Below are 3,082 nucleotides of genomic sequence, written 5' to 3'. Positions count from 1 at the left end.
CGGGCAGGACCAGGAGAAGGTGCGGGGATTTGAGCTAGGCGCCGAAGAATAACTGACCAAGCCTTTCAGCGTGGAAGAGCTCATGGCACGAATACGGGCAGTCATCAGGCGCGCGCAGGTCAGCAGCAACGAGGCGGCCTATGCCCTGCAAGGGAAGATGACGATCGGGCCGCTCACGCTTGACGATAGCCGCCACGAGGTGAGGATGGCCGATCGCGAGATCGTGCTCGCCCCCTTGGAGTACCGTCTGCTCTTCTACCTGGCGCAAAATGCGGGCCGGGTGGTGACCCAGGATCAGTTGCTGGAGCACATCTGGGGCGAGGAGTATGCTGGGGAAGGCCATCTGCTGCGGGTGAATATGAGCCGCCTGCGCAGCAAGCTGGAACCCGATCCTGCCCACCCGCGCTATCTGCTCACGAAGCCCGGGATTGGCTATATGCTCGACATCACTGCTGCAGAGCAGTAACCCCATTTCCGGTTGTCTGCTCTTATCCTGGACACACGTCTGGCGAGCATAGCGCCTCTCTCGTCTGCAAGGCCCACGACTTGCGCAATGAGATAGCACCCTGTAGCAGATAAGCCGAGAGATGTGCCTCTTTGAAAGGGAAGAACTAATCTATTCCCATCAAGGAGGCAGACATGATCAGTATCGCCGATGAATCGGTGCGCATCCAGACCTCTTCAGAATCGCAGCCTGCGACCCCTTCCTGGTTGGGCGAAGTCGCTCTGGTGGCTTCCCACCTTCGAAAGCACGGCATCCTGAACAAGATATGCGAGCGCGTGCGCTTTGCGCGACGGCGGTTCGGACGCTACGATGTGATTGATTTTCTCGCCGTGCTCTTTGGCTATGCCATCAGCGGCGAGCGGACCTTGCAAGACTTCTACGAGGCCGTGCGTCCGTTTGCCTCCGCCTTCATGGCCTTGTTCGGACGGGCAAGCTTACCCGCAGCCTCGACGCTCAGCCGCTTTTTAGCCGCGCTGCCCGCTGAGTCCGTTGAAGCCCTGCGGACCCTTTTTCTGGAGGATCTGTTGGCTCGTCCTCTCTCCACTGAAGAACACTCAGCCGGACTGTGGGATCGGCAGGGGAACCGCTGGCTCGTCTTCGATGTCGATGGGACACGTGAAGCGGCGCGTCAACGGGCGCTGCCTCAGACGTCGGATCGGCCTGCCCCACAGCGACGTTTGCGTCCCCTCTGTGCCCCCGGCTACACGGGACGAAAACGGGGAGAAAGTGTTCGCACACGCACCACCGTCTTGCAGATGCATACCCATCAGTGGGTCGCCAGCTTTGGCAACCCTGGCAATGGGCAGTATCGCGAAGAACTGCGCCGGGCAAAGGAGGTCATCCAGACGTACGTCAAGGCCCACAGCTTTCCCGCAGAACGAACGAGGCTCGGCCTCGATGGCCAATATGGCACCAGGGCGGTCATCGGCGATGTGGCCGACTTCTCCTATGTGACGCGTGGCAAAGACTACGGCATGCTTGATCGTGCCAGCATCCAGGCTCGCTTGCACTGGCCTGCTGATCAACAATTGGTCAGCGCGGAGAGCGGAATCTGCCGCACGCTCTACGACTGCCCAGAGCAGCGCCTGGACGAGAGCGGACCGCTCGTTCGCGTCATTGTGGCCACCCACCCAGCCCCAGCCAAGAAGAGAAAGCGCCGGGTCGGGCTCATCCGTGACGGCGTCGTCGATGAACTCTGCTGGACCAATCTTCCCCAGAGCGCCTTCACCGCCTCCGATGTGGTGTCTCTCTACCTGCACCGCGGCGCCTTTGAAACCGCCCTGCAAGACGAAGACCAGGAGCAAGATCCCGACCGCTGGTGTAGCCACTCAGCCTGGGGACAAGAAGCCTGGCAGATCGTGGCCCAGTGGACCTGGAACCTCCGCCTGGAGTTAGGGCATCAGCTGGCACCTGAACCAGTGCGTACCACCGAGTTTGCACCTGCGCTCCCAGAGCGCAACGAGCAGGCGCCCACGCATCCGGTCTCACCTGCACCCTCCGCGCCTGCCTCGGGGTATGCTCCACCCGCCACCGCGACGTCCTGGAAGGCTGGCCGCTTTACCGGCACAGACTTTCCTCTCCAGCCTGAGGGCACCTTGCGGTGTCCAGCAGGCAACGTCCTGGTCCCTCATGAGCAACGTCGAGAGCGTGATGGCAGTCTACGGGTCGTCTACTCCGCCAGCATTCGCGACTGCCGTCCGTGTTCCTTGCGTGAGCAGTGCCAATGGAACGGTAGGGCAACGCGCAAACCGCGCCAGGTCAGTGTCCTGCTCCATCCTCTGCCAGTGGGATCGGCTCCGCTGCTCTGGCGAGACTGGAGTAGACGGCACCAGCGGCTGGCGTGTCTCCGTCTGCATCGCCAGCACCTGGACCTCCAGGTGGAACCGGCTCTCCCCAGAGCCAATACTTCTTCCACTCCGACGATCTCTCGGGCTGAGCGTGCGCATTCCCGCCTGTCATGGGACGAGCGGCTGGCTCGCAACACCCGCACAGATCAGGCTGGGCGGATCACGCTCACCCTCTTCGGGATTCCAGATCGCCTGGCAACCTTCCTTGGACTGGCCACCGCTTAACACTCCTTCCGCCTGCAGAGATCCATCCCTTTCCTCGGACAAGCGTGCTTCTCCGAGCGGGTTGTCCTGTCTGCTTTTCTTGGTCGCCCCTCACATCCACGCTCCTTTTTCTCGTTTTCCCTTTTCATCCCTCCATTTCTCTTCGCGCTGACCTGCTTCATATCCCTGTTGAGCTAACGGCTATCTCTGAGGACAGGCAGAAACGTTTCGGCAAACTCATTGCGCAAGTCGTGGGCAAAGGGAGCCACCGTCAAAGCCCCCGTGGCTCCACGCTATGAGTGGATGTATGTCTACGCCTTTGTCCATCCCCAAAGTGGAGACACGAGCTGGCTGTTGTTGCCGACCGTGAATGGGGAGGTGGTCTCCCAAGCCCTGGCCGTGTTTGCCCAGGAGGTCGGAGCAGGACCGGACAAACACATCGTGCTGGTTCTCGATCGCGCAAGGTGGCATACCAGTGCTCAGCTCACGCTTCCCGAGGGCATCCACTTGGTCTTCTTGCCGGCCT

General features: G+C 61.2%; 2 protein-coding genes and 1 pseudogene. All 3 read left to right on the top strand.

Annotated elements, in window-relative coordinates; genetic code table 11:
- The first annotated feature begins 82 nt into the window (after positions 1-82).
- The gene (locus AC11W3_RS07195) at positions 83-466 is read left to right on the top strand and encodes a winged helix-turn-helix domain-containing protein (protein ID WP_484092734.1); all 384 of its coding nucleotides are present in this window, start codon (positions 83-85) and stop codon (positions 464-466) included.
- A 173-nt stretch (positions 467-639) separates the two neighbouring features.
- The gene (locus tag AC11W3_RS07190) at positions 640-2,577 is read left to right on the top strand and encodes a hypothetical protein (protein WP_484092733.1); all 1,938 of its coding nucleotides are present in this window, start codon (positions 640-642) and stop codon (positions 2,575-2,577) included.
- A gap of 261 nt (positions 2,578-2,838) precedes the next feature.
- Positions 2,839-3,082: pseudogene (locus AC11W3_RS07185) on the top strand (IS630 family transposase); the annotation flags it as partial.

Source organism: Geomonas sp. (genome assembly GCF_056994735.1).
This window is presented reverse-complemented; position numbering and strand designations above follow the sequence as displayed.

Bases quoted from the DNA above. Each gene is read 5' to 3' on its own strand.
- AC11W3_RS07195 (WP_484092734.1), top strand. From the start codon at position 83: ATGGCACGAATACGGGCAGTCATCAGGCGCGCGCAGGTCAGCAGCAAC.
- AC11W3_RS07190 (WP_484092733.1), top strand. From the start codon at position 640: ATGATCAGTATCGCCGATGAATCGGTGCGCATCCAGACCTCTTCAGAA.